Consider the following 24,838-nt stretch of genomic DNA (forward strand, 5'->3'; position numbering starts at 1 on the left):
CGCGGCGGCGGGTCGCCGGGTCCGGGGTCGGCTGGTCGGCGTCGTAGAAGCGGGAGGGGGCAGCGGTGGGCGGCATGGCCCGCGGTCTGACCATCCGGGTGGCCGCCCGGTACTTCCGCGGGCGGCCACCCTGGCAGGTCACCGACTTCTCAGGCACGGCCTGGCCCCCGATCGGGGGTCGCTACAGGTCCTCGAGGAGGCTGGTCACCGAGCCGTTTTCGAAGATCTCCCGGATCGCCTGGGCGATCAGCGGCGCCACGGACAGGACTTCGACCTTGTCCAGGCCGGTCGCGGCGGCGGTGGGCAGGGTGTCGGTGAACAGGAACCGGCTGACTCTGCTGTTCTTGAGCCGGTCGACGGCCGGCCCGGACAGGATGCCGTGCGTTGCGGCGACGATCACGTCATCCGCCCCGGCGGCGTACAGTGCGTCCGCGGCCGCGCAGATCGTCCCGGCCGTGTCGACCATGTCGTCCACCAGGACGCAGACCCGGCCGGTGACATCGCCTACCACCTCGTGCACGCTCACCTGGTGTGCGATGTCCTTGTCCCTCTTCTTGTGGACGATCGCGAGTGGCACCCCGAGCCGGTCGCACCACCGGTCGGCGACCCGTACCCGGCCGGCGTCCGGGGAGACCACGGTCAGCCGGCTGTGGTCGGTGAGGCGGGCGATGTGGTCGCCGAGTGTCGGCAGCGCGAACAGGTGGTCCACCGGACCGTCGAAGAAGCCCACGATCTGGTCGGTGTGGAGATCGATGGTGATGATCCGGTCGGCGCCCGCCGCCGCGAGCAGGTCCGCCAGCAGCCGGGCCGAGATCGGCTCGCGGCCCTTGTGCTTCTTGTCCTGACGGGAGTAGCCGTAGAAGGGGGCGACGACGGTGACGCTGCGTGCGGAGGCCCGCTTCAACGCGTCGATCATGATGAGCTGTTCCATGATCCACGTGTTGATGGGGTGGGTGTGCGACTGGATGACGAAGCAGTCCGCGCCGCGCACCGACTCCTCGTGCCGGATGTAGATCTCGCCGTTGGCGAAGTCCCGTGCCTGGGTGGGCACCAGGGCCGTGCCGAGCTCGGCGGCGATGCGGGCCGCCATTTCCGGGTGGGCCCGGCCGGTGAACAGTTGCAGCCTGCGCTCGGCGGCCCGGACGACGAGTCCCGTCGGCCTCATCGGTCGCTGCCCTGACCGAGCACCGGGTAGTCGGTGTAGCCGCGGTGGTCGCCGCCGTAGTACGTCGACTCGTCAGGGGTGTTGAAGGGGCCGCCGGCCTGGATGCGCGCGGGCAGGTCGGGGTTGGCGAGGAACAGCCCGCCGAGGGAGACGGCGTCGGCCAGGCCCTCGTCGAGGACCTGCTGGGCGGTCTCGGCGGTGGCGGGGAAGGAGTCCGGGGTGGCGTGCGGGTTGACGATCAGGTTGCCCTGCCACAGGTCGCGGATCGCCCGGGTCGCCGGGCGGCTGACGATCTCGCAGACCTCCAGGAAGGCCAGCTCCGGCAGGGCGGGGACGAGGGCCGCGTACAGGGTTTCGGTGTCGCCCTCGGCGATGTCGTTGTAGGTGTTGCCGGGCGAGACGCGCACGCTGGTGCGCTCGTTGCCGATCGCCTTGGCTACGGCCTCGGTGACCTCCACGGTGAGGCGGATGCGGTTGGCGAGGGTGCCGCCGTAGACGTCGGTGCGGTGGTTGGTGTTCTCGGCGAGGAACTGGTGCAGCAGGAAGCCGTTGCCCGCGTGGATCTGCACGCCGTCGAAGCCGGCCTCGATCGCGTTGCGGGAGGCGGTGACGAAGTCCTCGACAGTGGCGGCGATCTCGTCGGCCGTCAGCTCGTGAGGAACGGGGTAGTCGCGGGGGCCGTCCGGGGTGAAGCACTGGCCCGCGGCGGCCACCGGCGAGGGTGCGACGGACTGGTGTGCGCTGTCGTAGAGGGAGGGGTGGCCGATGCGGCCGGCGTGCATCAGCTGGACGACGATGCTGCCGCCGTTGGCGTGGACGGCGTCGGTGACGGCACGCCAGCTCTTGACCTGCTCCGGGTGGTGCAGGCCCGGGGTGTTGAGGAAGCCCTGCCCGACCTGGGAGGGCTGGGTGCCCTCGGTGATGATGAGGCCGGCCGAGGCGCGCTGGGCGTAGTACTCGGCCATCAGCTCGGTGGCGCCGCCGCAGGGCTTGGCCCGGTTGCGGGTCATGGGCGCCATGACGAGCCGGTTGGCTAGCGTGATCTTGCCGAAGGACACGGGGTCGAACAACGAGGTCATGATGTTCCTTCTGGTTCTCAGGAGTGGGTGGTCTGGTGGCGGGCGTAGGCGGCGGCCAGGCGGCCTCCGACCTCGGCCGTGGAGATGAGGACGGCCATGTTGGCCTGCGCGGTACGGCCCCCGGTGGCCCGGTCGACCGCGTGCATCAGGTACTTGGTCAGGCCCTGGCCGGCGACGCCGTCCCGCGTGGCCCGGCGAAGCGCGTCGGCGATCGCCGCCTCGGCCTCTGCGGCGTCGACGGCGTCCTCCTCACGCGGCGGGGTCGTGACGACGACGCCTCCGGGGTGGCCCGTGGCCCAGTGGGTGGCGACCACCTTGGCGATGAGGTCCTCGTCGTCGATGCGGTGCGGGGCCTTCACGCCGCTGGAGGCGCAGTAGAACGCGGGGAAGTCGTCGGAGCCGTGGGAGATCACCGGGACGCACTGCGTCTCCAGGTACTCCATGGTCAGCCTGAGGTCGAGGATCATCTTCGCGCCGGCGCAGACGACGGCGACCTTGGAGCGGGTGAGCTGGATCAGGTCCGAGGAGATGTCCATCGTCGTCTCGGCGCCGCGGTGCACGCCGCCGAGGCCGGCCGAGGAGAAGAAGGTGATCCCGGCCAGCTCTGCGGCGACGAGTGAGGAGGCGACGGTGGTCGCGCCGCGGCCGCCGCGGGCCAGCACTATGGGCAGGTCACGGCTGGACACCTTGGGTATGCCGGACTCGGACGCGAAGCGCTCGATGTCCCGCTCGGTCATTCCGATCCGGATGGCGCCGTCCTCGATGCAGATGGTCGCCGGGACCGATCCGCCCTTGCGGACCGCGGCCTCGACCCGGTGGGCGGTCTCGGCGTTGTGCGGGTATGTCAGGCCGTGGGTGATGACGTTGGACTCCAGCGCGACGACCGGGCGGCCCTCGTGCAGTGCTTCACGGACCTCTTCCGTGTACACGATGGGGATGGCGGGGCTGGTGGTGCTCATCGTGTTCCTTCGGTGGGGATGGGCCGGGAGTAGTGCGGGTGCTTCCACAGCAGGTGGGCCTTGGCCTCGATCTCCGGGGTGTGGACCTCGGCCGTCCAGGCGGCGGGCTCCACGGGCTCGGCGGCGATCGACACCGAGTCCGCGTCCACGCCGAACACCCGGGTGATCGTCTGTGTCACGGCAGTGACCAGGTCGGCCTTGTTGTCCTCGGTGAACGTGCGGGAGAAATGCTTGATGCTGACGTGCGGCACGACAGCGGAACCTTTCCGTGCGGAAAGAGGGGGCGGGACCTCGCCCCGCGGTGGGGGAACGCGCGGGGCGAGGCGATTGGCTGATGACCGTTCAGCTCGGCTGACGGCCGTCAGAGCCTTACCGGCGACCGGTCACTTGACGGATGCGGCCGATGAGTTCTTCGACGCCGTGCTTCTTGAGGACGCTGTAGTGGTCGCCGTCGAGGTCGACCACCCGGGGCGGCCGAGCGGAGTAGCCGGAGCTGTTTTCCAGGAACGAGTAGTCGTCGCCGCGCGCCTTGAAGATCGTCACGGGTGCGTCGATCCGGCGTTCCTGCAGCTCGCGGAAGCTGTACTCGAACTCGTAGGTCTGCGCGACGATCCGGGTGATGCGGCGGATCGTGCCCTCGTCGAGGGCGGGCATCCGGTCGTGGACGAAGGAGACGAAGGAGTCCTCGTCCATGGCCTGTTGCAGGCAGGCGCGTACGGCGGGGCCGTGGGCGGTGCCGGCGAAGACGGAGAACAGGATGGTGACGTAGGCGGGGTTGGCGAAGGATGCTTCCCTGCTCGGTGGGGTTGAACGGGGAGGTGAGGAAACGTTCCGCTGTCACATCGGGCAGCCCGATGTAGCCACGGGCCACCTGAACTCCGCCGACGAACAGCTCGCCGCTTTCGCCGATGTCCACCGGCCGGCGGTCCGCGTCGAGGATGTAGCAGGTGACGTTGTCGGCCGGGACACCGATGGGCAGGATCGCCGGGGACGACTCGCCGAGCGTCTCGGGGTCGACCCAGTACGAGGTCGCGTTGATGGTCGTCTCGGTCGGGCCGTACAGATTGACCAGCGAGACCCCGGGCAGTGCCCGGAACAGGTCCTGCGCGAGAGCCCGGGTGAGGGCCTCGCCTCCCGAGAAGACCCGTGTCAGCGAGGCGCAGCTCCCCAGTTGCTCGGTGTCGACGAGGGCTTGGAGCAGCGTCGGCACCCCCTGCAGGGCGGTCACCCGGTGCTCGGCGATCGCGGTGATGACGCCCTCGGGGTCGCGGTACAGACCCGGGGTGCCCATGACGACGCGGGCGCCGACCGCGCAGGCCAGGATCTCCCACTGGGCCGCGTCAAAGCTCATCGGCGTCTTCTGCAGGATGGACACACCGGGCCCCAGGTGGCCGCAAGCCTCCAGCCAGCGCAGTTGCGAGACGATGCTGCGCTGCTCGATCATCACGCCCTTGGGCTTGCCGGTGCTGCCGGATGTGTGGATGACGTACGCGAGGTGGTCCGCCTGCGCCTCTGCTTGCGGCACGGGCACGCCGTCCGGCGGGCAGTCCTCCAGGGTGAACACGACGGTTGCGTCGGGGACGAGGTGCAGCAGCCGGTCGCGCAGGTGCGGCTGGGTGACGATCACCCGGGCGCACGCGTTCTCGACCATGTACCGCAGCCGGGCCTCGGGGTAGTCGGGCGACAACGGGAGATAGGCGGCGCCGGCGGTGAGGATGCCCCACACTCCGGTCACCAGGTCGGTGGAGGGCTCGGTGTAAAGACCGACGCAGGTGTCGGGTGCGACGCCGAGCGCGGTCAGACGGGAACCGAGACGGTCGGCCTCGGCGGTGAGCTCGTGGAACGTGAGGTCCCCGCCGGCGGCGGTGACGGCGATGTCGTCGGGGCGCAGCCGTGCCTGGTGGTTCAGCAGGCTGCGCAGCGACGCGTGTTTGAAGCTCACACCGGATATCGGTGCCTGGGTGTTCATTGCTGTGGATCCCCCGAACGGATGTGGTGGCTAGACCCGGCTCGTCGCCCGGGCGGGCGGTGCCGGTGTCGTCTTTCTCTTGCGTGCGCGCGGCTGGGCCAGGACGACGGCCGCGATCACCGCCAGCCCGCCGAGCAGTTGGAGCGGGCGCAGGGCCTCGTCGAGGAAGAGGTAGCCGAGGATCGTCGCGCACAGAGGCGAGGCGAAGGAAAGGAAGGATGCGGCAAGCGCGGGCAGCCGGGACAGTCCGCGGAACCACAGCACATAGGCGATCAGCGCGCCGATGACGCCGAGGTAGGCGAAGCCGCCGATGTTGCGCCAGGTGAGGTGTTCGGGCAGGGACTCGCCGGCGAGGGTGACGGGCACCAGGACCAGGCCGCCGACGGTGAGTTGCCAGCCGGTGAAGGTGAGCAGGCTGACGCCGTCCGGGCGTCCCCACCTCTTGGTGAAGACGATGCCGGACGCCATGGACAGGGCGCCGAGCAGCCCGGCCACGACGCCGAGACCGTCGAGGCCGGCGTGCGGCTGCAGCACCAGCAGGGCGACGCCTGCGGCGCCCAGCAGACAGGAGGCGATGTGCAGCGGCTGAATGCGGTCCTTCAGCAGCGCCGCGCTGAGCAGGAGCACGATCATCGGCTGGACGGACATCACCAGCGCGGCCACTCCGCCGGGCAGGTGGTAGGCGGCGAGGAAGAGGAAGTAGAAGAAGGCGCCGATGTTCAGCACGCCGAGCACGACGGCCCGCCACCACCAGATGCCCTTGGGCAGCGTGCGCGTGACCAGCAGCAGCACCAGCCCGGCGGGTAGCGCCCGCAGGGTGGACGCCAGCAGGGGCCGGTCCGGGGGCAGGAACTCGGTGGTGACCAGGTAGGTCGAGCCCCACACGGCGGGGGCGAGGGCGGTGACCGCGGAGGTCACCGCGAGGCGCTGGCTGCTCACTTCACGGCTCCGGAATCGGTGGTCCCGAAGAAGCGGTCGCCGAAGTCGCCGATGCCGGGAATCATGAACGCGTGCTCGTTGAGCCGGTCCTCGAAGGCACTGGTGACGATCTTCATGCGGGGCCGTTCGAGGGCGACTCGGCGCAGCCCTTCGGGGGAGGACAGGAAATTGACCATGACGATGTGCTCCTCAAGTACGCCGGCCTCGATCAGGACGTCGCCGGCGGCGAGCGCGGACCCGGCGGTGGCCAGCATCGGTTCGAGAAGCAGCACATGCCGTTCGGCGATGTCGGCGGGCAGGTGCTTGTAGTACAGCTGCGGCAGCTTGGTCCGCTTGTCGCGCTGGATGAGGATCTTGCCGATGCGAATGCCCGGGTGGATCTCACGCAGTTCGCTCTCCATGGCCTCGCCGGCCCGGATCACGGGGACGGCGCAGATCTTCGAGGCGAACTCGAGTCCCTGATAGGTCGCGCCCACCGGGGTGGTGACCTCCTTCTTGGTGAACGGCAGAAGGCCGAGGCCGTGTTCGAGCAGGAGACGGATGACACGCCGCGCGTAGAAGACGAAGTCGGCGCGGGTGCAGTCCCGGTCGCGGATGATGGTGTGGATGGCGCGCATCTGGTCGGTCTGCGGCAGCAGATGGACGTGGTGACCCGTGGTCACGTCGGACTCCTGAAGGTCGGCTGTCGACGGGCACGTGGGTACGGCAGGGCGCCGGGGATGTCTTTCGGGCCGGGCGTCCGCCCCGTTCTTGCGGCAGTCGGTTCCGGAAAAGGGCCGGCTCTCGCGGCTGTCAGCCGATCTCGTCGAACGCCCGGCGCGCCTCGGCGACGAACTTCGCCACCTTGGCCCGGTCCTTGCGCCCGTCCGGGCCCTCCAGGCCGGTGTGCGCGTCGACCGCGGCGGGCCTCACGGCGCGGATCGCGTCGCCGACGTTCTGGGGGTTGAGACCGCCGGCCATCATCAGCGGCTTGGGGGAACGGCGGACGAGTTCGGCGGAGACGTTCCAGTCGTGGGTGAGTCCGGTGGCGCCCTTGGCCCCGGTCCTCGGGTCGAAGGTGTCGGTGATGTACATGTCGACGAGCGGGTGGGTGTCGTCGACCAGCCTGAGCAGCTCCTCGGCGTTGTCCTGCTTGACGACCAGGGACTTGAGGACGAACAGCTCGGGCCGCAGCTCCTTGAGCCGGCGCAGCTGCCCGGTCTCCACGTCACCGTGCAACTGGACGGCGACGACACCGAGTTCACGGCAGAAGTCGCTGATCTCCTCGGCCTGGGTGAGGTAGCTGATGAGTACGCCGGCGTGCGGGGCCTGAAGGCCCTTGATGATGGCGGCGGCGTCCTGCTCGGCGATGTCGTCCTTGCCGGACGGCAGGCGCAGGGCGAAGCCGAGCCAGTCCGCCCCCTCCTCGATGATCATGTCGGCTTCGGCGGCGTCGATGACACCGGCGACCTGGACGAGCTTGCTGACGACGGTCACGAGGACCAACCCCCCTGTGAGACAGGTTCGCGATGCGCGGATGTATGTGGGCGAGGTCCACTACCGGCCGTAGGTGTCCTGATGGACCGTCAGCACAGGGCTGCGGCGGCCGGGATGAAGCCGGGTCTCGGCCGGGCGGCCGAGGGGAAGGAGCAGGGCGATGTGCAGGTCGTCGCGGTCCGCGATGCCGATGGCCTCCTTGACCTCGGCCTCGTCCCAGCCGTTCATGGGACTGGTGGCCAGGCCGGCGGCGTGAGCGGCGATCATCAGGAAGGACGCGGCGATCATGGCGTCCTTCACCGCATACTCGCGTTCCAGGCCCCGCCTGCGCGGATCCTGAGAGAAGGCGCGCGCATCGCCGGGCGAGGCCGCTGTGAACCGCTCCGACCACGCTCCGCTGCGTCGCGCCTGCTCCCAGATGTCGTCGCGGTCCTCGCGCCAGGCGCCCGACTCGGCCACGAAGACCATGGTCACCGGGGCCTCCTGCGGATGCGGCTGGCCGCCGGTGGCCGCCGTGAGCACCTTGCGGCCCTGCTCGCCGGAGACGACGACGATGGACCGGGCTTGGAGATTGAAGCTCGACGGCGCTTCCAGGGCCAGTTCGACCAGTTCCCTCAGCAGCGTGTGGGGCACGGGGTCCGGCAGGTAGTGCCGGATGCTGCGCCGCGAACGAATGATGCGGGACACGGTGGCATGGTCCGCCTCGACAGACAGCTCCAAGGTCCGACCCCCATATCTTTCGACGTCGAACTATCTGACATCGAAAAGCTATGACGCCTTCTACCGCGATGTCAAACAGTTTGGCGTCGAAGTAATATTGTTCATCGGGACGAAGCAAAACGAACCTGAGGTGACGACATGCGGGATGCCGTGGACGACTTCCTCGATCAGTGGGCCGCCCAGCGCAAGGACCTGGACCTGGACGCGATGGGCGCGATCGGCCGCGTCCTGCGTCTGTCACGGCTGGTCAGCACGCAACTGAAGGAGTACTTCACGCAGCACGGCATGGAGACATGGGAGTTCGACGTACTCGCCACGCTCCGCCGCAGCGGCCGGCCGCTCACAGCGAAGGAACTGGCGGCCCGTGTCATGATCGGCTCCGCCGCCCTGACCAACCGCATCGACCGCCTCGTCGCCCGCGGACTGGTCACCCGTGAGGCCGTCCCCGAAGACCGGCGCAGCCTGCACATCGCACTGACCGATCAAGGCCGCGAACTGGTCGACCGGACCGTGGAAGGGCATGTGCGCAATCAGCGCGCGATCCTCTCGGCCCTCGACGACAGCGACGCAGAGGACTTCAACCGGCTGCTGCGCACCCTGCTGGTCTCCCTCGGCGACGTCCGCTGACGTCGACTCCACTCGGCCCGTGACACGTGTCCAAGTCGCTACCGGCAGCACGGCACTGATCTGTCCGTGGCCGGGCAGCGGATGGTCACGCGCCTTCGCCTTCACCATGGCGGCCTGCCGCGCAGACGGTGGCGGAGCGGCAGGCGCTGGGTGTGCGGGGTGAGCCGGGGGCCGGCCAGGCCCATGGGCACTCCGGTGGCGGCATCGCTGAGGCAGTGGGCGCCGGGCTGCCCCGATGGACCGGATCGGGACGGTCCCGCGGTATTCGCGGGGAGGAGCCGGAGCATGCCGTCGCCGTGCAGACGCCACGAGAAACGGTGGCTGTCGATGACGTGGTGGTGAAGGTCCACGTCGCTTGGTTTCAACCCCAGTCCGGCGAGAATCGCCGCACGTCCTGCCACCGGTTGCCGTTCCTGCGCGACGCCTGCACCAGCAACGGCCGAAACTGAAGCCGCCCCCTAGCCCATCCCTGACCACCGGCGCCGGGGAGAGGGGTGCGAGCGGGGCCTGTCTGCGGCGGCGTTAGGCTCGGGGCTGTGCTTAGGAAGCAGGCACCTCACGCGATCGGCTCATGCCCGCGTGAGGCGGATCTCCTGTTACCCGGCGAAAGGGACGATTCGGTGAGGGAAACCGACACCCGCACGCTCTCCAAGCACGAAACGGCCACCCCCCGCAACGACGCACGCGGCCCGCACGACCCAGACCTCGCCCTGCGCAACCGGACGCTCGCCCGCACCGCGGTCTCCGAAGCGCAGGGCATCCTCACACAGCGCTACCGTCTCCCCTCCCAGGAGACGGCATTCGAGCTGCTGCGCCTGGCCTCTCAACGGCACAACATCAAGCTCCACACCCTGGCCGACGCGGTCACCCGCGTCCCCGGCCCCGACCACGACGCTGCCCTCTGGTTCCCCGGCCGCGCCCGCACCAGCGCTCCCCCGCTCACCCGGATACTCCCCTCCGACCAGCGCAGCAGCAGCGCCACGCAGGGGCAGGTCCTCAGCGCCACCCTGAAGCGGGTACTGGAGATCACCGAAACCGGCATGGGCAACGTGCAGCTCGCTGAACGGGGCCTGCTGCGGCTGGAGAAACACACCGGTCTCAACCGCCGGTTCACCGACTTCTTCACCTTCGTCGACCACTCCAGCACCGCCTGTGCCCAGGCGGCCGAGAACCGCGAACAGGTCACCGTCCACGACGTGGCCACCGCACCCGTCTTCGACGCCGAATCCCGGCACGTGATCCTCCAGGCCGACAGCCGCGCCTGCCACAGCATCCCCCTGGTGGGCCACCGCGGCGCCCTACTGGGAGTGATCTCCTCCCACCACCGCCACCCGCTCAGCGGCTTCACCCGCGCCCAGCTCAACAGCCTGCAGTCCACCGCCACCGACGCCGGCCACTGGCTGTCCTGGCACCGCCGCACCATCGTCCTCGACGCCCTGGAACACCTCCACACCGCGGCCCGCCAGATGACCTGACCCTGCCTCTGCCGCCTCTGCCGTGTGAGGTCTCGAGATCGTCCTGGCCGACAACGTCTTCGCCTACGGCGGCGTCCTCAACACCACCAACCCCACCTCGCCCGCCCCGGCTGAGCCCCCGCCTCCGTCCACGCGTTCACCGAACACGCCGCCCGCGACCCGCGCGTGGGCCTCGTGATGCGGCCCAGGTGACGGTCAGTCCCTAGAACAGGGTGTCGGCGATGCGGTCGATCTGGTCGATGGCCGGGGACCAGCAATAAAGCATGACTTCATCGGCGCCGATGCCGATGAAGTCATCGACCGCCTTACGGATCGTCTCCGGCGTGGTGAGAAGACCAGCGGCCACGTGATCGGCGCGGCCGCTGAATCCGTAGTAGTCGCGGATGTTGCGTCGGGCTTGTTCGATGGTGCGCTCTGGGCCGAGGGCGACGTTGGTCTGAGCAACCAGGCGCGGCCGGCCCGGGCGGTCGTGTTCCTCCCAGACCGCCTCCACGTTGCGGAACAGTCCGGCCATGGACTGCGGCGGCAGCGCCGCGCCGAGGAAGCCGTCGCCGAACCGCCCGACACGCTCGATCGCTGCTGGGGCGAAGCCGCCGAACAGCACCTCCGGGCCGCCGGGCGTCGTGGGCGCAGGACCGATCGGTCCGACGCCTTCGTCATACGGCTCACCGCGCCAGGTCCGGCGCAGCAGGGGCATCTGCTCGTCGAGGCGGCGCCCCCGGCGTCGGACGTCGATGCCCGCGGCCAGGCAGTCGTCTTCGCGACCGCCGATGCCGATGCCGAGCGTGAACCGGCCACCGGACATGCGGTCGAGGGTCGCTGTCTGCTTGGCGAGCATCGCCGTGTTGTGGACGGGCGCGATGAGAACTTCGGTTTGAAGGCGGATGCGGGAGGTGGCGCCGGCGAGCGCCGCAAGGGTGATGAGAGGCTCAGGATTGTCGAAGACAAGTCGGTCGAGCAGGCCGAGCGTACTGAAGGGGCCGACGTCGGAGCGCTGGGCCCAGGTCAGCAGCAGGGCAGGATCATCGATGGGGAGACCGAGACCGATCTTCATGGGGAAACCTCCGGAGGGCACACAGAATCGGGTGCCGCCCTTCCGTGGCTCCGCGCTGCTGTGCGCGGGCCCGCTCCCGTTCCGCGGCCACGGTTCCCGAGAGCGTGATCTTTAGAGTGCGGCAACCGTTCCCGCTCGCCTGAGCCCTAGCAACAACCTTTTCCGCACACGCAGACACTGAACGACGGCCTCAGGACAAGCTTTGCGCCCACCCGACCCACCGGACAGGTCCTGGATCGCCGTCCGTTCCGTCGGCTGCCGAGCCCTCCGCCTGCGGCGGCGTGTTCTCACTGATGAGCGGCTCCTTGTCGGGTTCTGGGTGGCTGTGCCCGGCGCCGCCGTGCGGGCGTGCCGAGTTGCCTCGCTCATCGTTCCTCGCTGCCGGCTGCTCCCTCGCTTGTCGGCCAGGTGGTGCGCAGCCAGGCCGCGATCCAGCCCCTCTGCATGACGGCGTCGAAGAGGTACGTGGGCCGGATCCGTCCCTTGGGCACGTAGACCAGATCGATGGCCAGCAGGGTCAGCGCGGTACCCAGGCCGATACGGCGGGCGTGGGCAGCACCCTGCGGGTCCGATGCCGCCGCGATCTGCACGAGCCCTGCGGAGACCAGCAGTCCGCCCGTCGTCATCTGCAGCCAGTCGTCGGTCTTCGGGCCGAAGACCCACTCGAAGCTCCGCAGATGGACCAGCGGCCACAGCCCGCCGACGACATTGAAGGCGCCGTGCGCGACCGCGATGCCATCCGTGGGTTCCCGTGCCGTCGTCCTGGGCAAGGCTTTTCCCTTCCGTACGGACGGCCCGCCGGGTACCCCAGGGCCCGCTCCCTCACTCGGGGCCGATGACCACGGTCGTCGTGACCCTGGTGAGCGCCGGTTTCCTCGGCACCGAACCGAAGCCGAAGCGCACGGGAGGTGCGACGGGGGCCGGCACCCCCAGATCCACGCCTTCGAAGAATGCCGACACCAGGCGGACCGGCCGCAGGTCACGAGCGCCGTACCACTCGCGGCGGCCCGCACGGGCACTCCCCCGGGTCCGCACTCCGGGCAGCAGCAGACGGGCCGGCGCGTCCGTCAGCGCGCTCCACGCCGGACGGCGGGCGAGCGCGCCGGGCACGGCGCGCAGCAGCAGGCCCGCAGGCCCGCGCCGTCCGGTGACGAAGCGCAATTCGAGTGAGCCCGAGGTCACGGTCCACATGTGCTCCACGACGCCGACCCGCACCGGCACGACGCGCACGGTGTCGAAGACATACGTGGCGCCGATGAAGTCCGCAGTCTCCCACGTGGGGGCCAGCAGCAGCCGCTCACCGTCGGCCCGCTCCAGCATCACGTCGCTGAACGCGCCGAACGGTGACCGCTGCCAGTGTCCGAGCACCACGCGGGTTCCCGAGGAGGTACCCAGGCCCGCGATCCAGCCCTCGAAGCGCAGCCTGCGCCGGCGCGCGGCCCGCTTGCGAACCGGCTTCATCGCCAGGGCTCCGTCGGAGCGGACCCGCACAGGGGCCCTGTCTCAGGAAGCGGCGGCTGCCGGTGGGCAGGGCAGTGAGGCTCCCAGCCGCACATGCCTGACTCCTTCCGAAAAGTGCACGACGGGGTCACCGGAGGGCGCCGGAAGGCCCACCGAACTGGTGAGCGTCTCCTCCAGTGCCTCGACGTCGGCGCCGGCCAGCGGCCATGGTTCGTGCTCCACGGGCGTCTCCCAGAGCATGCCGAGCCGACGCGTGTACGCCCGCCAGCGCGAGGTCAGCCACACGTCGCGCTGCGTCGGCCGCTCGATGGGGACGCCGGGGCGCACGACAAGACGGTAGGAGGCTCCACCCGCCCATCTCCGTCCGGCGTAGACGAGGGTCTCCTCGCGCCTGGTGACGTGGAGGGCGCCAGGGTGGTACGGCGCGCCGATCCCTCGCGCCGCCAGCATCAGCGGGCAGGCGACCTCCAGGGAGAGGAACCACAGCCCGTCCCGGCCGCTGGGGTGCCGCACATAGGTCCTCAGGTTCGTCTCCGGGAACGTGGGCAGCCCGGGCATCACGGCCGGCACACCGGGCAGGCGTACGTCCGCCATCACGAACGGCGTGAGCCCGACCCAGGCCGCGCCCTCGTACTCGTCCACGACCAGAGGCTCGGGCACCAGTGCCTGGACCTCCTCCACTGGGAACGGCCAGTGGACGAACGTCTGCGTCAGCCAGCCCGCCCGCAGCGCCGGCAGCCGCACCCGCTGCTCCGCACCGTAGGTCACCACTCACCGCGAGTCCCCTTGCCCACCCGGGGGAAACGCATGATGGGAGTACGCGGTCCGCACGATCCGCTGCGCGGGTGGGTACGTGCTGCCCCCGGATCGCTCGGCATACGGCCCTTCGTCCAGCCGAACGGAGGACGTGTGCGGCCGTCCGCGCGTCTGCGGTGGCTGTGGCCTGTGCATGGCTGAAACCTGGCTCGGGCCCTGGTCTGCTCGCCATGGCCGAGCGGATCGACCTCGCACACTTCCGGCCGGCCGAGTGGGAACGGGCTGCGGCCATGACCGGCACCGAACCCACGCATCACCCAAGCGCTGTGCCACCCACCAGAGTTCAGCCTGCCGCAAGTAGTGGCGGGCGCGCCGAAGTTGCTCCACCGCTGGGACACCTCCGCCCAGCCGTACGGCAAGGCGCTGCTCACCGCGGCCGTGACGACCTCGATGCCCTGCTTGCGCAGGTAGGTGTTGGTGGTGACGTTGCGCTCGTAGCCGACGACCACACCCGGGGCGAGGGCGAGGAAGTCGCTGCCGTCGTCCCACTGCTCGCGCTCGGCGCCCCGGATGTCCTGCGGCGCGGAGAGAATGCGGACCTTGTCCAGGTCCAGGGCCTCGGCGAGCGCGGTGGCCAGGTCGGAGTCCGGGGTGACGTCGAATCCCGTCTCGCGGGTGTCGCTGGGGGATGCTCGAGCCTGGGCGAGCTCGGCGAAGTTGTGGACGCGGACGCCGTGGTCGCGCAGGGCCTGGGCGAAGGCGTCGTGCTCCTCGCGGGCCCGCTTGGCCCACAGGATGTCGTCGAAGAGGAGGGCGTCGACGTTGCGGGGGGTGAGGCGGGAGAGTGCGGCTGGCGATGGCTGTCGTGCGGGTGACGGCCAGGTATGCGTCTCGCGGTCAGGTGGCGATGGTGGCCAGTCCGGCGATGCCGATGAGGTAGATGACGATCGCGGCGATGCTGTCGACGCCCATGCGGGCGTACTGGCGCCGGGGGCAGAAGACCAACCCTGCCATGTAGACCACGGTCAGGATGATCCCGAGCGCGGTGAGGTAGATGTCGGTGTCGTGCGCGGCCGGCAGCACCGGTTTGCCGGAGACGACGGTGGCGAGCAGGAACAGCACGGGCAGGAAGGCGTTGCCGTCGAGGATGTCGCTCATGGCGAGCTGGTAGTCGCCCAGCTTCGTTGAGGTGGGAACCGGCATGCGCCTGCGCCTGCGCCTGCGCCTGCGCCAGGACTGGCCGTGCCCCACAGCCCGTACTTCGCGGACTTTGCCAATCCTTTACAACCTGTGCTGGTCGGGTCTCGTCTCTGTGCTCGACCCATCACGCAGCCCGCCCGGCCACCCGCCGGGCCGGCCGACGAAAGAGAGCGATACATGCGCCGAACAGTCCTCACCGCCACGGCAGCCGCGTGCATCGCCGTGCTGGCGAGCACGGTGCCCGCGTTCGCACACGGGGCGAGCGCCTCTGCTGCCCCCCGTCCCTCTGCCACTTCCGAGCCGTCACCCGGGCCGAGCGTGCCGGCCAGCGCGGCGCCGAGCCCGGTTCCCACCCGGGAGCCGAGCCGGGCGGCCACCCCCGTGCCGAGCGTCGCGCCGAGCCAGGGGCGGGGCCAGGTCGGCGTCGTACCGAGTGGCGCTCCCAACACCGGCGTGGCCACCGGCTCCAACGGCTCCGGTGCGGACGGCATGCTGATCGGCGGCGGTGCCGCCGGGGCCCTCGCGGTGGGTGGCGCGGCAGTGCTCCTCGTGCGCCGCCGACGGGCGACCGGGGCATGACCGACCTCTCCAGGCGCGTGTTCGTCACTGCTGCGCTGACCTCACTGCTCGTGAGCTGCGCCGGCCATGGCGGCGGGGCGTCGGTCACCCGCCCCAGCGATACCCGCGGGTCCGCCCGGTCCTCCGCGGGGCCGGCGAAAGAACCGTATGCGCTGGGCCGTTCGGTCCCGGCGCGGCTGCGGATCCCCGAGATCGGCGTCGACACGCCGGTCATGCGACTCGGGCTGGCGCAGGACGGCAGCGTGCAGGTACCCCCGATCACCGCCCATGACCAGGCGGGCTGGTACCAGCTTTCCCCAACGCCGGGCCAGTTGGGTCCGTCGGTGATCCTCGGCCATGTCACGGTCGGCGCCTATGGGGACGGCGTCTTCCGCCACCTCGACCGGCTGCACCGAGGTGACGGGATTACGGTGCGTCTGGAGAACGGCAGATCGGCCGAGTTCACCGTCACCTCCGTACGGACCGTCGCCAAGGCCGACTTTCCGACAAGAGAGGTCTACGGCAACGTCGACCGGCCCGAGTTGCGGCTCATCACGTGCGGCGGACCGCATACCGGCGACGGTTATCTCGACAACGTGATCGTCTTCGCCGCGTTGAGGACCACGATCCACTGACCGGCCTCCGCGCGCCCCGGTCCCGGGCCGATGGAACCTACGCCGTCGGCCCGGGCTCTTTCCCACGGGCGCCCGGCGCGCGCCCCGGGCGCGACGAGGCCCTCACCCCCCTATGGAGAGCGTTGAAACGGTCCCGCGAGAAGGCGGCAGCAGAGTTGTTCGCCGCTCTCTACCCGCGCTTGGCCGGCTGGTGCCGCCGTCTGGTCGACGACGACGAGACCGCCCACGAGATCGCCTCGGAGGCGTTCACCCGCCTCTGGGCCCGCTGGACATCCGTGTCGGAGCCCCGAGGGTTCCTCTACGTCACGGCCGCCAACATCGTCCGGGACCATTGGCGCCGCGTGGAGCGCGAGCGACAAGCGGTGCAGCGCGCCACTGTGGAGGCCTCTGTCCGTCCACCGACCGAGCAGACCGACCCCTCGGTCCGCCTGCTCGTCCAGGCGCTCCCCGAACGACTGCGCATACCGACCCTCCTGCACTACTACGCTGACATGCCGATCCGGGAGGTGGCCGTGCTGACCGGACGCAAGGAAGGAACCGTCAAGGCCGACCTGCACGCGGCCCGCGAACTGCTCCGCGCCCACCTGAGGAGAAGCCTTGATCACATACAATGACGACGGTCCGGACTTCGAACCCGACGACCCCCTCGCCGTCATCATGCGGCCGCCCTCCAAGTATCTCGCCCCGCCTCCCGGCCGGTACGAGGAGATCCGCCGTGGCGCGGCCCGCCGCCGCATCCTCCGCGCTGCCGTCGGAGCCGGTGCCGCTTGTACGGTCGCTGCCCTCCTCGCCATACCGTTGCTGCACACCCCCCACCAGGGCCCCGCCTCGCCCACGGTCCCCCTCGCTCCGCCCCCCGCAAGCAGCCGCACAGCCGTGCCGACCCCGGTCGAGTCGGCTCCCACGCGTGTCACCGCTCGCCCCAGCGCCCGCCCTTCGACGGGTAGGACGAGCATTCCCGCCCGCCCTCCGGCCACCACCGCCTCGCCGTCCGCCGATCCCTCGACGGCCCCGACAGGACCTCGACCCCCGTCCCCCACCCCACGGCGCACGGTGGAGCCATCGACGGACCCGGCGCGCTCCGTGCCCCCTTCCGCGGCCGGCACCCGCCCCTGACCGCGGGGCTCTCACACCGCGCCATGGAGCGGCGCAGCCTCCGCGAACACGCGCCAGCCGCCGGAACCTTTCTGGCTCCCCTACAGACCCTCAAGGTGGCTCGTCACCGCGCCGTTTTAGAAAACCTCGCGGATCGCCTGGGCGATCAGACCTGCCCGCTCACCTGGTGTGCGACGTCCTTGTCCCTCTTCGGTGTGCAGATCGATGGTGATGACCCGGTCCGCACCCGCCGCCGCTAGCAGATCGGCCAGAGGCGGGCCGAGATCGGCTCGGGGCGACGACGGTGACGCTGCGTGCCAAGGCCCGCTTCAATCGTCGTGAACCGCCGGCGCAGCGGCGTGGCCGTCCGTGTCGCCGGACCGGTGAGCAGCCCGGGGCGGACGGACCGAGGCGAAGGCTGTGGAGAGTAGTTCCAGCAGTGGCGCCGCGCAGGGGTGGGGGTCGCGGCGCGGTGTGATCGTGTAGATGCCGCGGGTCGGGGGGTCGACAAGGCCGACTGTGGTGACATCGGCCCGCAGCGCGGACGTCAGCACTCCGGGGATCAACGCGATGGCGTGGCCGGTAGCGACCAGGGCCAGCTTGCCGGGCAGATCGGCTGCGGTGAGATCGATGCGGGCGCTGACTCCGGCGCGGACGGCGTGCTGACGCAGGAGCGCCGCCGAGCCGTCGTTGTCCTCGACCCAGGTCTGATCGGCCAGCGCTTGAATGCGCACCGGTCCGCGCCCGGCCTGCGGATGGCCGGCGGGCAGGACGACGACCATCTCGTCCAGTGCGAGGAACCGGCGTTCGACCTGCGGGTCGACGGCCAGCCCCGGCGGAGCGTCGGTGACGACGGCGATGTCGAGATCGCCGGCGATCACGCGGCTGTGCAGTTGTGCGCTCAGAGCGGCGAGCAGGCTCCACCGGATGGATCCGGCCTGTTTCAGCAGGCTTCGGACGGCCTCAGGGACGATCCCCGCGGCGAGAGACGGCGTCGCTCCGATGGCCAGAGGCCGATCAGACACCCCGTCGCGAACGTCTCGTACAGCGCGAACGGCGCGGTCGGCCTCGTTGAGCGTGGCCAGGGCATGACGCCGGAACACCTCACCCGCCGGCGTCGGACGCACACCACGCGCATGGCGCTCCACCAGCGGCACGCCGAACTGCCGCTCCAGCCCGGCGATCTGCCGGGAGACGGCCGACTGGGTGTGATTGAGCTCGGCTGCCGCGGCCGACAGCGATCCGACCCGGCACACGGTCACGAAGGCCCGCCACACAGTCAAGTCCATAGCGGCAGTATGCCCAGACGCTATGCGAGCCCCGCAGAGCAGGCATGCGAAATCTGCGCTTGTCGCATCTGTCGAGGTGCACGACTGTGGTGGGCATGACCACACCGCACACGATCGCCGTCCTCGGTCTGGGGCGCATGGGCGGCGCCATCGCGACACGACTGGCCGCCCAGGATTGGGACGTCGTCGGGTGGACCCGCTCCGGGTGCACCTCAGGCACCGTCAAGACGACCGACGACCCGAACGAGGCCGTGGCGCAGGCCGATGTCGTACTCCTGGCGCTGTTCGACGGCCCGGCCTGCCAGCAGGTCCTCGACGACGTCCGTGACTCGCTGCAAACGGACACGATCGTACTCAACACCAGCACCATCGCCCCCGCCGAAGCATCGCAGCTGGCCCGGCAACTCGGCCCGTCCTACGTCCACGCGCCCCTGCTCGGCTCGGTGCCGGCTGCCGCCGACGGTGCCCTGCAGATCCTCGCCGCCGCGGACCACGACGCGCTCGACCGAGTCCGGCCGGTGCTGCACACGCTGGGCACCGTCCGGCACGTGGACGACGCCTCCACCGCCGCCGCGCTCAAGCTGATCGCCAACAACAGCCTCGCCGGCGCCGTCCTCGCGTTGCGCGACTCACTGCGGCAGGCCGACGCCCTCGGCCTGCCCCGTACCGAGACGCTGGACGTCCTCGAACTCGGCCAGTTGGGCGGGCTCGTGGCCCGCAAGCGAGCCTTCCTCCTCGGCGAGCCCACGGCTGCCACGACCGAGTTCACCATCGGTGCGCTGGCCAAAGACATGGATCTGCTGGCCGCCGCGTCCGACACCCCTTTGCGCAGCGCAACGGGCCTGGCCGGTGCACCTGTTGCCCTTGAGGCCGACATCGCCCTCGCCGCCACGGTCCCCGCCGTGGAGGACGCCGTCCTGGAACCGCTCCGCGCCTACATACGCGGACACGCCACAGGCGACCCCACCCACTTCCGCGACGCGTTCCTTCCCACCGCTCACATCGAAGGGATCCGAGACGGCGCATTCGTCTCCTGGCGCCTGGAGGAGTACTGCACCCTCTTCCAAAGCCGGCCGGCCCCGGACGAGGCGACCCGCACCCGCCGCATCGACGCCATCGATGTCCACGGCACCGTGGCGACCGCCACCATGACGCTCTCACACGGCCCGGACACCTTCACCGACATCTTCCTGCTGGTCCACGCCGACGACAGCTGGCGCATCGCCAACAAGGCGTATCACCGCCTCTCGTGAGAGCGTGCAACCGATCCTTTTCCTCAGGGAACGATCATTACGCACACGGGGAACGCTCTTTCGCCGGTATGAACGGCCCTCGGAGTCGGCAGCACGTGGCCGGATAGCGGCGGGGTATCGCGGCTGTGTCAGGCTGGGGGGCCGTCGATTTCGCGGATGCCCCCTCCGGGGCCGGTGGCGAGGTACTCCAAGAGCAGAGTGAGGGCATTTGCAGCCAGTTCCTGTGCGTGGTCGTCGCTGAATTCGCCAGTGCGGGGCTCGTCTTCATCGATGACGTCGGCTGGCTCAAAGGTGGTTTCCCATGTGCGGTGGACTGGCCAGCGGTCAGCACGGGTGGTGAACCGGATGCGGAGGGGCCAGCTTTTCCCGTCTGCTGTGACGTCGACGACCTGGATTGAGCCGGCCTGCGGACTGTCGATGGAGCGCCCGCGCAGCGCGTCAGCGGTCATCTGTGCGGCGCGGGCGGGAGGAAAGGACGCGGCGGTCATACCCAGGAGGTTAGTGCGAGGACGAGCGTGTGTGCCCGTCCCCGCGTCCGGTCAGCAGCGCCGGGCGCCGGCCGGAAGCTTTTCGTGGTAGGCGGTGATGATGCCCTTGATGCCGGTCGAGCCGTAGCTGAGGTACGACACTACGACGCGGTACTGGCCCGATTCGCAGGGCGGCAGGTCCTTCAGCAGGAAGACTCGCGTGTTTCGGTCCTGCTCGTAGGTACTGGTGGGGTTAGCGAGGGTGTTGGCGATGTTCTCGTCAACGAAGGGCTGCCAGTGCTTCGCATGGATCTTGTTGAAGCCGAAGCCGGTCGCGGTGCCGCAGCGCAGCGGGATTCCGGCGAAGGGTACGTGCGGGCTTGGCCGTATTCGCTTGCGCAGCAGGCGAAACTGAGGACAGCGGCACGAGTGTGACGGCAGCCACCGATAATGCACGGAAGGCTGTACGCGATGTACGATTTTTTGACGTGCGCATTGTCACATTGGGAGCGGGTAGGCGTCCTTGGTTCCTTCCAACGCCGATACATCCTCATGTCCGAGCGTGCGATCCCGCATGACGTACAAGTGCCGGCTGAGCGCCGTGGCAAACTGCCGGGCATCCCGATGCAGTTGTGTGTAGCAGCTCCGGCGTAGCTCACGATTCTCGCGAGCTACGGCGCCCCGCTGGGTATGCAAAGGCCCAAGGCGGAGCTGGACACCACCGCTCGTCGGGTGCCAGCCTGCTGCGCTCACGCGGTGTCGTACCCGGCGACAAGGTCGCGCGGTAGGCAAGTTCCGAGGTTGCGGTCTATCTATACGTCGTCCCGCCGGTCGTCACGCCGGGGACCATGCCAGTCCAGGATGAGGACAGTGGCGTCGTCTCTGAGATTGCCCCGACAGGCATCCAGCACCGCGGTGGTCAGGCTGCGCACGGCCTCCCTGGGGTGCGAGGTGCGGCTGCGCCACACGAGAGAGGCCAGGTCGACGGCCCCAGCGCCACGTTCCTGCATACCGTCAGTGACCAGGACCAGGCGGTCGCCGGGGAGAAGCTGGAGTTCCTGGACCTGGTAGGTGGTGGGGCTCGCCACACCGAACGGCAGGTTGGCGGCGAGCTCGACCTCTTCCACCTCAGTAGCGCCTTGGCGCAGGCGCAGAGGCCGCGGATGTCCGGCGTTGACCAGTTCGCAGGCGCCCGTTGCGAGGCTGATGCACAGCAATTGCCCAGTGGCCAGGCCGCGGCTGTGGCTCAGCAGGGCCTCGTGGGCGCGTTGCGCCTGCAAGAGTGCGTCACAGCCGCTGCGGCGGGCGCCACGCAGAGCACCGACCAGGAGCGTGGCCAAGAGCGCGGAGTTGGTGTCGTGGCCCATGGCGTCGGTGATGGACAGATGCAATGTGTCGCGATCGAGTGTGTAGTCGTAGGTGTCGCCGCCGATGTCGTCGGCCGGCACCAGCCCTGCGGCGAGGGTGAACTGGGGAGCCTCGCAGCAGGCGGCCGAGGGAAGCAACTGGTGCTGGATCTCGGCGGCCAGGCTGGTCTGAGTGGTGCGCCGACCAGCATGGTAAAGATCGGTGAAGCGGCGGTCCGTGACGATGATGTAAGCCAGGGCGTGGGCCGCGTCTTCGATCTGGGCGAGCACGGTGTCGTCGGCGTTCTGCAGCGTCGCCTCCAGCAAACCGATGCAGTCGCCGCGGTTGGTCACCGGTGAGATCACGCGCCGCCCGCCTTGGCCGTCCGGTTCCACATGCTGGCGCTGGCTACGCAGGACTGCGTCGTAGACGCTGCCCTCCAGGGCGATCCGCTCGGCAGCGCCCCCCATGTCATCCTCGACCTGCGTGTTCAGGCGCAGCAGCCGCCGGCCCACGAGGTCGACGAACAGAAAGGACACGTGCTCGGCCCCGAAGCGCTTGCGCAGGTCGTGCGCAAGTACCGCGATGGACTCCCCGGGCGGTGCCGCCTCGGCGGCGGCCAAAAGCTGCCCCAGTTCCAGATCTCCGCCACCCATGGCAACCTCCCGTCCGTTGCCGCTCCTTCTTCCCCGGCTTCGCCCGTCTTCACCCAGTGCTTCCATCACGCCTGCTCACGGCGTCTCCTCTTGGGACAGGGTCCGCGCTGTCCGGTACTCATCAAAGTGCCCAGCCAAGTGCAGATGAACGTGCTGAGCCGTGGTGTGGGATCTGACCACTGCGTGGAGGTCCGTAAAGCGTTTTGTCAGACCAATCCGACCGCGCCTATGGTGCGACGACGTCGGAGTCGGCGCCCAGCGAACGGCGCCTGGAGTACGGGGACGGTCGTCGTGGGCGTGTTTGTCCGGATCAGGGGCTGGCTGGAGTCGGAGCCCCGAGCGGGGCGTATCAGTTCCTCGACGGGCCCGCGAGTTGACTGACGGGTCAGGATCAGCGTCATTTCAAGCGCCAAGCCATCGCCCGTAACGCCCACGGCGCCCTTTCCTCTCACGCTTTCCGAGGCGGACCGCTGGTTTCCCTGACCACCAATTTCGGGTCCAGCACTGCCTCGCGCGGCTCCAACTCCCCGTTCTCCAGGCGCTCGACCGCGAATCGTACGGCGTACTCGGCCAGGAGCAGCGCGTCCTGACGGACCGTCGTCAGGCCGATGGGCATCACATGCGAGAGGTGACTGTCGTCGTAACCGACGACCGACACCTCGCCCGGGACATCGACACCTGCCCGGGCGAAGGCCATCAACAGGCCCATCGCACAGCGGTCGTTGCCCGCGAGAATCGCCGTGGGCATGGGCACTCCACGGGCACGCTCGGCCAGCAGCGCGCGGCCGGCCTCGATGCCCGCGTCCTCGTCGTGGGCGCCCGGGATCACCCGCATCTCGTCCGCGAGACCGTGGCGGCGCATCGCGGTGCGGTAGGCGCGGCGGCGCTCCGCCGAGCCGGACTGACGGCCGCCGTCGACGTGCACGATATGCCGGTGCCCCAGTTCGACCAGGTGGTCCATGGCCTGGCGTACGCCCTTGCCCTCGGCCGTGTGGACGCTGTCGACGCGAGCACCCGGTACGCGCCGGCCCACCGAGACCGCGACCGTGCGGTGCCCCAGGTCGTCCAGGTCGGCGGCGTCGGATCCCGGGCCGAGCAGGATCAACGCGCCGCAACGGTGGCTGAGCAGGGCCTCGATCGCCTTGGCCTCGTCGCGGCCCGGAGCGTTGGCGGACAGCAGGACCTCATACCCCAGGCGGTCGGCCTCGGGGTAGATGCCCTCGACCAGGTCCGCCTGGAAGGGCTGGTGGACGGTGAGCATCACACCGAGCGTGCGGCTGCGGCCGCGGGCGAGGAGCCGGGCCGCGCTGTCGGGACGGTAGCCGATCTCGTCGGCGACGCGCAGCACACGCTCGCGGGTCTCCTCACTCGCTCCCGGCTGGTTGCGGAAGACGATCGAGACCAGGGCCCGGGAGACTCCGGCCCGTGCGGCCACATCCGCCATGGTGGGCCGCTGCTTGCCCGACGCATCCACCTGTGAACCCATCCTCCTGCGCTCCCCACACCGTGAGCCGCCAACGAAATCTCTTGGCAACAACCTATTGACATGACATTTGAGCAGAGGCCATCGTACTCGCACTAGAGCGCGCTAGTAGCGCGCACCAGTCAACTCGTCACCACCGGGATCTCCGGAACGAAGGGACAACCAGCGTGATGTCGTTCGATGTGCTGACCATGGGCCGAGTGGGAGTGGACGTCTACCCGCTCCAGACAGGCGTGGGGCTGGCGGACGTCACCTCGTTCGGCAAATACCTGGGTGGCAGCCCCACCAATGTCGCCGTCGCCGCGGCCCGGCACAGGCGCTCCGCCGCCGTGATCACCAAGACCGGCGCGGACCCGTTCGGCGACTTCGTCCGCACCGCCCTGCGTGGCTACGGCGTGGACCCGCGCTTCGTCGGTACGTCGGACATCGCGCCGACCCCCGTCACGTTCTGCGAGATCTTCCCGCCCGATGACTTCCCGCTGTACTTCTACCGGCTGCCCAAGGCACCCGACCTGGACATACACCCCGACGAGCTGGATCTCGACGCCGTCCTCGGCGCCCGGATCCTCTGGATCACCGGCACCGGCCTCAGTGAGGAGCCGAGCCGGTCCGCGACCCTCGCCGCGCTGCGGCACCGCGCGAGGTCGGGCATGACCGTGTTCGACCTCGACTGGCGGCCGATGTTCTGGCAGGACCCGGCCGAGGCCCGTACGTACTACGCCGAGGCCCTGCGCCACACCACCGTCGCCGTCGGCAACTCGCAGGAGTGCGAGGTGGCGACCGGGGAGCGCGAGCCGTACGCCGCCGCCAAGGCCCTGATCGCCTCCGGGGTCGAGCTGGCCGTCGTGAAGCAGGGACCCAGAGGCGTCCTCGCGATGGACCGCGACGGCAGCGTCACCGAGGTTCCGCCGGTCCCGGTCGACGTCGTGAACGGTCTCGGCGCAGGTGACGCGTTCGGCGGCGCACTCTGCCACGGCCTGCTGTCCGGCTGGGACACCCGGCGCACGGTGACCTTCGCCAACGCCGCGGGCGCCCTCGTCGCGGGCCGGCTGGCCTGTTCCGACGCCATGCCCGCCGAGGCCGAGGTGGACGCGAAGCTCCGTGACGTGGCCGGCCGCGCGGACATCGGAACCGCCGGCCGCCCGACCGCCGACGAACCGAACCGAGAGGTGTGA

At 69.8% G+C, this 24,838-nt stretch carries 26 protein-coding genes and 3 pseudogenes; 7 read left to right on the forward strand and 22 right to left on the reverse strand.

Annotated elements, in window-relative coordinates:
* Positions 1–181 precede the first annotated feature (181 nt).
* From AB0950_RS32165 to AB0950_RS32205, 9 genes are all read right to left on the reverse strand, one after another.
* Positions 182–1,165 (reverse strand): ribose-phosphate diphosphokinase, encoded by a 984-nt coding sequence (locus tag AB0950_RS32165; RefSeq protein ID WP_366779989.1) that lies wholly within the window; start codon positions 1,163–1,165, stop codon positions 182–184.
* Positions 1,162–2,244 carry an alkene reductase gene (locus AB0950_RS32170; protein ID WP_366779990.1) on the reverse strand — a complete coding sequence of 361 codons (1,083 nt, stop codon included), beginning with the start codon at positions 2,242–2,244 and terminating at the stop codon, positions 1,162–1,164. Before AB0950_RS32170 ends, AB0950_RS32165 begins: the two co-directional genes overlap by 4 nt.
* Positions 2,245–2,261: 17 nt before the next feature.
* The gene (locus AB0950_RS32175; protein WP_366779991.1) at positions 2,262–3,203 is read right to left on the reverse strand and encodes a pseudouridine-5'-phosphate glycosidase; all 942 of its coding nucleotides are present in this window, start codon (positions 3,201–3,203) and stop codon (positions 2,262–2,264) included.
* Positions 3,200–3,454, reverse strand: coding sequence for a tautomerase family protein (locus tag AB0950_RS32180; protein ID WP_360160375.1), 255 nt, complete (start codon positions 3,452–3,454; stop codon positions 3,200–3,202). The genes AB0950_RS32175 and AB0950_RS32180 overlap by 4 nt, the downstream gene beginning before the upstream one ends.
* Before the next feature lie 110 nt (positions 3,455–3,564).
* Positions 3,565–5,172, reverse strand: a complete 1,608-nt coding sequence (locus AB0950_RS32185; RefSeq protein ID WP_366779992.1) for an amino acid adenylation domain-containing protein — start codon at positions 5,170–5,172, stop codon at positions 3,565–3,567.
* 30 nt (positions 5,173–5,202) lie between these two features.
* Entirely contained in the window at positions 5,203–6,111 is a 909-nt protein-coding gene (locus tag AB0950_RS32190) for an EamA family transporter (RefSeq protein WP_366779993.1), read from the reverse strand.
* A complete protein-coding gene (gene upp, locus AB0950_RS32195; protein ID WP_366779994.1) occupies positions 6,108–6,773 on the reverse strand; it encodes a uracil phosphoribosyltransferase in 666 nt (221 codons plus the stop codon). The genes AB0950_RS32190 and upp overlap by 4 nt, the downstream gene beginning before the upstream one ends.
* 130 nt (positions 6,774–6,903) lie before the next feature.
* Complete coding sequence (locus AB0950_RS32200; protein WP_366779995.1) at positions 6,904–7,587, reverse strand: phosphoribosylanthranilate isomerase; 684 nt, start codon at positions 7,585–7,587, stop codon at positions 6,904–6,906.
* A gap of 60 nt (positions 7,588–7,647) precedes the next feature.
* On the reverse strand, positions 7,648–8,274 hold the full coding sequence (locus tag AB0950_RS32205; protein ID WP_366779996.1) for a nitroreductase family protein: 627 nt from the start codon (positions 8,272–8,274) through the stop codon (positions 7,648–7,650).
* A 171-nt stretch (positions 8,275–8,445) separates the two neighbouring features.
* Here AB0950_RS32205 and AB0950_RS32210 point away from each other — a divergent pair, with 171 nt between their 5' ends.
* Together AB0950_RS32210 and AB0950_RS32215 are read left to right on the forward strand one after the other, a co-directional pair.
* Positions 8,446–8,934 (forward strand): MarR family transcriptional regulator, encoded by a 489-nt coding sequence (locus AB0950_RS32210; protein ID WP_360160372.1) that lies wholly within the window; start codon positions 8,446–8,448, stop codon positions 8,932–8,934.
* 620 nt (positions 8,935–9,554) lie between these two features.
* Positions 9,555–10,409 carry a GAF and ANTAR domain-containing protein gene (locus AB0950_RS32215; RefSeq protein WP_360569484.1) on the forward strand — a complete coding sequence of 285 codons (855 nt, stop codon included), beginning with the start codon at positions 9,555–9,557 and terminating at the stop codon, positions 10,407–10,409.
* Between the two features lie 202 nt (positions 10,410–10,611).
* Here the strand turns inward: AB0950_RS32215 and AB0950_RS32220 are convergent, their stop codons facing one another.
* The 7 genes and pseudogenes from AB0950_RS32220 to AB0950_RS32250 all read right to left on the reverse strand — a co-directional run bounded on the left by AB0950_RS32220 (position 10,612) and on the right by AB0950_RS32250 (position 14,883).
* Complete coding sequence (locus AB0950_RS32220) at positions 10,612–11,463, reverse strand: LLM class flavin-dependent oxidoreductase (RefSeq protein WP_366779997.1); 852 nt, start codon at positions 11,461–11,463, stop codon at positions 10,612–10,614.
* A 365-nt stretch (positions 11,464–11,828) separates the two neighbouring features.
* Positions 11,829–12,233, reverse strand: coding sequence for a hypothetical protein (locus AB0950_RS32225; protein WP_366779998.1), 405 nt, complete (start codon positions 12,231–12,233; stop codon positions 11,829–11,831).
* Positions 12,234–12,285: 52 nt separating this feature from the next.
* On the reverse strand, positions 12,286–12,924 hold the full coding sequence (locus AB0950_RS32230) for a hypothetical protein (protein WP_360569490.1): 639 nt from the start codon (positions 12,922–12,924) through the stop codon (positions 12,286–12,288).
* A gap of 42 nt (positions 12,925–12,966) precedes the next feature.
* The gene (locus AB0950_RS32235) at positions 12,967–13,695 is read right to left on the reverse strand and encodes a DUF2071 domain-containing protein (protein ID WP_366779999.1); all 729 of its coding nucleotides are present in this window, start codon (positions 13,693–13,695) and stop codon (positions 12,967–12,969) included.
* A gap of 425 nt (positions 13,696–14,120) precedes the next feature.
* Positions 14,121–14,309 (reverse strand): annotated as a pseudogene (locus tag AB0950_RS32240) (arginine deiminase family protein); the annotation flags it as partial.
* Between the two features lie 102 nt (positions 14,310–14,411).
* Positions 14,412–14,477 (reverse strand): annotated as a pseudogene (locus AB0950_RS32245) (hypothetical protein); the annotation flags it as partial.
* 100 nt (positions 14,478–14,577) lie between these two features.
* Complete coding sequence (locus AB0950_RS32250) at positions 14,578–14,883, reverse strand: hypothetical protein (protein WP_366780000.1); 306 nt, start codon at positions 14,881–14,883, stop codon at positions 14,578–14,580.
* A gap of 174 nt (positions 14,884–15,057) precedes the next feature.
* Here AB0950_RS32250 and AB0950_RS32255 point away from each other — a divergent pair, with 174 nt between their 5' ends.
* From AB0950_RS32255 to AB0950_RS32265, 3 genes are all read left to right on the forward strand, one after another.
* Positions 15,058–15,459 (forward strand): sortase-dependent protein, encoded by a 402-nt coding sequence (locus tag AB0950_RS32255; protein ID WP_366780001.1) that lies wholly within the window; start codon positions 15,058–15,060, stop codon positions 15,457–15,459.
* Entirely contained in the window at positions 15,456–16,073 is a 618-nt protein-coding gene (locus tag AB0950_RS32260; RefSeq protein WP_366780002.1) for a class F sortase, read from the forward strand. Before AB0950_RS32255 ends, AB0950_RS32260 begins: the two co-directional genes overlap by 4 nt.
* Before the next feature lie 122 nt (positions 16,074–16,195).
* Complete coding sequence (locus AB0950_RS32265; RefSeq protein WP_360160363.1) at positions 16,196–16,687, forward strand: RNA polymerase sigma factor; 492 nt, start codon at positions 16,196–16,198, stop codon at positions 16,685–16,687.
* A 678-nt stretch (positions 16,688–17,365) separates the two neighbouring features.
* Here the strand turns inward: AB0950_RS32265 and AB0950_RS32270 are convergent.
* Positions 17,366–17,481 (reverse strand): annotated as a pseudogene (locus tag AB0950_RS32270) (ribose-phosphate diphosphokinase); the annotation flags it as partial.
* A gap of 16 nt (positions 17,482–17,497) precedes the next feature.
* Positions 17,498–18,457 (reverse strand): LysR family transcriptional regulator, encoded by a 960-nt coding sequence (locus tag AB0950_RS32275; RefSeq protein ID WP_360160362.1) that lies wholly within the window; start codon positions 18,455–18,457, stop codon positions 17,498–17,500.
* Positions 18,458–18,552: 95 nt separating this feature from the next.
* Here AB0950_RS32275 and AB0950_RS32280 point away from each other — a divergent pair, with 95 nt between their 5' ends.
* Positions 18,553–19,710, forward strand: a complete 1,158-nt coding sequence (locus tag AB0950_RS32280) for a nuclear transport factor 2 family protein (RefSeq protein ID WP_360569494.1) — start codon at positions 18,553–18,555, stop codon at positions 19,708–19,710.
* Between the two features lie 128 nt (positions 19,711–19,838).
* Here the strand turns inward: AB0950_RS32280 and AB0950_RS32285 are convergent, their stop codons facing one another.
* The 4 genes from AB0950_RS32285 to AB0950_RS32300 all read right to left on the reverse strand — a co-directional run bounded on the left by AB0950_RS32285 (position 19,839) and on the right by AB0950_RS32300 (position 23,624).
* Entirely contained in the window at positions 19,839–20,198 is a 360-nt protein-coding gene (locus AB0950_RS32285; protein WP_360160360.1) for a hypothetical protein, read from the reverse strand.
* A 51-nt stretch (positions 20,199–20,249) separates the two neighbouring features.
* The gene (locus AB0950_RS32290; RefSeq protein WP_366780003.1) at positions 20,250–20,633 is read right to left on the reverse strand and encodes a hypothetical protein; all 384 of its coding nucleotides are present in this window, start codon (positions 20,631–20,633) and stop codon (positions 20,250–20,252) included.
* Between the two features lie 356 nt (positions 20,634–20,989).
* The gene (locus AB0950_RS32295; RefSeq protein WP_360160358.1) at positions 20,990–22,180 is read right to left on the reverse strand and encodes a PP2C family protein-serine/threonine phosphatase; all 1,191 of its coding nucleotides are present in this window, start codon (positions 22,178–22,180) and stop codon (positions 20,990–20,992) included.
* 448 nt (positions 22,181–22,628) lie between these two features.
* Entirely contained in the window at positions 22,629–23,624 is a 996-nt protein-coding gene (locus AB0950_RS32300) for a LacI family DNA-binding transcriptional regulator (protein WP_360160428.1), read from the reverse strand.
* A gap of 209 nt (positions 23,625–23,833) precedes the next feature.
* Here AB0950_RS32300 and iolC point away from each other — a divergent pair, with 209 nt between their 5' ends.
* Complete coding sequence (gene iolC / locus AB0950_RS32305; RefSeq protein WP_366780004.1) at positions 23,834–24,838, forward strand: 5-dehydro-2-deoxygluconokinase; 1,005 nt, start codon at positions 23,834–23,836, stop codon at positions 24,836–24,838.

The sequence above is a fragment of the Streptomyces sp. NPDC007189 genome (genome assembly GCF_040703635.1).
GTDB lineage: Bacteria > Actinomycetota > Actinomycetes > Streptomycetales > Streptomycetaceae > Streptomyces.

Bases quoted from the DNA above. Each gene is read 5' to 3' on its own strand.
- AB0950_RS32165 (WP_366779989.1), bottom strand. From the start codon at position 1,165: ATGAGGCCGACGGGACTCGTCGTCCGGGCCGCCGAGCGCAGGCTGCAA.
- AB0950_RS32170 (WP_366779990.1), bottom strand. From the start codon at position 2,244: ATGACCTCGTTGTTCGACCCCGTGTCCTTCGGCAAGATCACGCTAGCC.
- AB0950_RS32175 (WP_366779991.1), bottom strand. From the start codon at position 3,203: ATGAGCACCACCAGCCCCGCCATCCCCATCGTGTACACGGAAGAGGTC.
- AB0950_RS32185 (WP_366779992.1), bottom strand. From the start codon at position 5,172: ATGAACACCCAGGCACCGATATCCGGTGTGAGCTTCAAACACGCGTCG.
- AB0950_RS32210 (WP_360160372.1), top strand. From the start codon at position 8,446: ATGCGGGATGCCGTGGACGACTTCCTCGATCAGTGGGCCGCCCAGCGC.
- AB0950_RS32220 (WP_366779997.1), bottom strand. From the start codon at position 11,463: ATGAAGATCGGTCTCGGTCTCCCCATCGATGATCCTGCCCTGCTGCTG.
- AB0950_RS32230 (WP_360569490.1), bottom strand. From the start codon at position 12,924: ATGAAGCCGGTTCGCAAGCGGGCCGCGCGCCGGCGCAGGCTGCGCTTC.
- AB0950_RS32250 (WP_366780000.1), bottom strand. From the start codon at position 14,883: ATGCCGGTTCCCACCTCAACGAAGCTGGGCGACTACCAGCTCGCCATG.
- AB0950_RS32255 (WP_366780001.1), top strand. From the start codon at position 15,058: ATGCGCCGAACAGTCCTCACCGCCACGGCAGCCGCGTGCATCGCCGTG.
- AB0950_RS32260 (WP_366780002.1), top strand. From the start codon at position 15,456: ATGACCGACCTCTCCAGGCGCGTGTTCGTCACTGCTGCGCTGACCTCA.
- AB0950_RS32275 (WP_360160362.1), bottom strand. From the start codon at position 18,457: ATGGACTTGACTGTGTGGCGGGCCTTCGTGACCGTGTGCCGGGTCGGA.
- AB0950_RS32280 (WP_360569494.1), top strand. From the start codon at position 18,553: ATGACCACACCGCACACGATCGCCGTCCTCGGTCTGGGGCGCATGGGC.
- AB0950_RS32285 (WP_360160360.1), bottom strand. From the start codon at position 20,198: ATGACCGCCGCGTCCTTTCCTCCCGCCCGCGCCGCACAGATGACCGCT.
- AB0950_RS32295 (WP_360160358.1), bottom strand. From the start codon at position 22,180: ATGGGTGGCGGAGATCTGGAACTGGGGCAGCTTTTGGCCGCCGCCGAG.
- AB0950_RS32300 (WP_360160428.1), bottom strand. From the start codon at position 23,624: ATGGCGGATGTGGCCGCACGGGCCGGAGTCTCCCGGGCCCTGGTCTCG.
- iolC (WP_366780004.1), top strand. From the start codon at position 23,834: ATGTCGTTCGATGTGCTGACCATGGGCCGAGTGGGAGTGGACGTCTAC.